Source organism: Bacillaceae bacterium S4-13-56 (genome assembly GCA_040191315.1).
In the GTDB taxonomy this organism is placed as follows: domain Bacteria; phylum Bacillota; class Bacilli; order Bacillales; family JAWJLM01; genus JAWJLM01.
In genome coordinates this window covers 1-1,064 of the sequence record JAWJLM010000171.1, presented here as the reverse complement: position 1 = coordinate 1,064, position 1,064 = coordinate 1, and the positions used below count along the sequence as shown (strand labels likewise).

The 1,064-nt window shown below is 32.7% G+C and carries 1 protein-coding gene; it reads left to right on the top strand.

The window, feature by feature from the left end:
- Positions 1-55: 55 nt before the first annotated feature.
- Positions 56-784: a hypothetical protein gene (locus RZN25_18435; GenBank protein ID MEQ6378776.1), complete on the top strand. Its 729-nt coding sequence runs from the start codon at positions 56-58 to the stop codon at positions 782-784.
- The last annotated feature ends 280 nt before the right edge of the window (positions 785-1,064 follow it).

The following is a 1,064-nucleotide window of genomic DNA, read 5'->3' as shown; positions in this document are numbered from 1 at the left end:
TTAACTAAGGCGTGTCCATGAAAATATACTAGCATCACTTTATGGGAGGGATTATATGTTTAAAAAAATAACAATTTTGTTAGCCATCTTAATTTTACTTGTATCACAATCTTTATTTGTAAGTGCTGAACCAAACAAAAGTTCAGTTCCAGACAACATTCATTTCAAAATAAAATTCAAAAATGATCCTACAGACCTTTCACTAGATTCGACTAAGGATACATCATTCGTCAAAACAAAAGAAGAATTAAATAAAATGCAAGAGTGCGAATGCGAGGGTGGAGGAGGAACATATGAAGATCCTGTAAGTGTCCCTACCAACGTGATAAACGTAGAAGGAATCCCTTTAGAATATGCAATTATAGATGGGGAATTCACAATTTTGGAGAGGGCAGAATATCACTATTATGTTCAAAACGCTGAACAAGGATGGTTTAATGCTGCAATGGGAACATTTGCTAAAACTGTATATAATGGTTATGGATCATGGCTTGTTTACAAGGGGATTGACAAAATACCTTATGTCTCAAAAGTAATCAATACGACAAGTAAGGAGACGCTACATGACTACGGTAGCTATGCAAAAGCTGCTTCTAGTGTTATGATTCAAAATAATGCACCACTATGGGGAGTAGTCGCGTCTGCACCAGTCCCTAGCTGGGGAACTAAAGAAGTTGTAATATATATTAGTGAAACTGGAGCTGACTATTCTTGGCATAATCGAGTTCGTTTTGTTATAAGTCCAGACAATGAAGTATCATACTCCACTTGGTATGTGGACTAGGGATTATTTAGAGGACTGCTCATATTAGTCCTTTTTTACCAATATATATTTATATAATGGTTAGGTGGTTACATATGATAAATGAGGTATACATTATTTTTTTATCCGTAATCTTTTTTTTTCTTTTGAAAAATTTTCATGAAAAGAAGCAACCAATATTTGATTTTTTTGATTTATTTCAGGCAATTATTGTATTTATATTAGTAATATTATTGAGACAAATTTTTTAAATTAGCTATTCTTAATAACTCAACTTTCGCACTTAGAAAAATGTAATTCG

Excerpts from the sequence above, each read along its gene's own strand:
- RZN25_18435 (MEQ6378776.1), top strand. The coding sequence starts at position 56 with ATGTTTAAAAAAATAACAATTTTGTTAGCCATCTTAATTTTACTTGTA.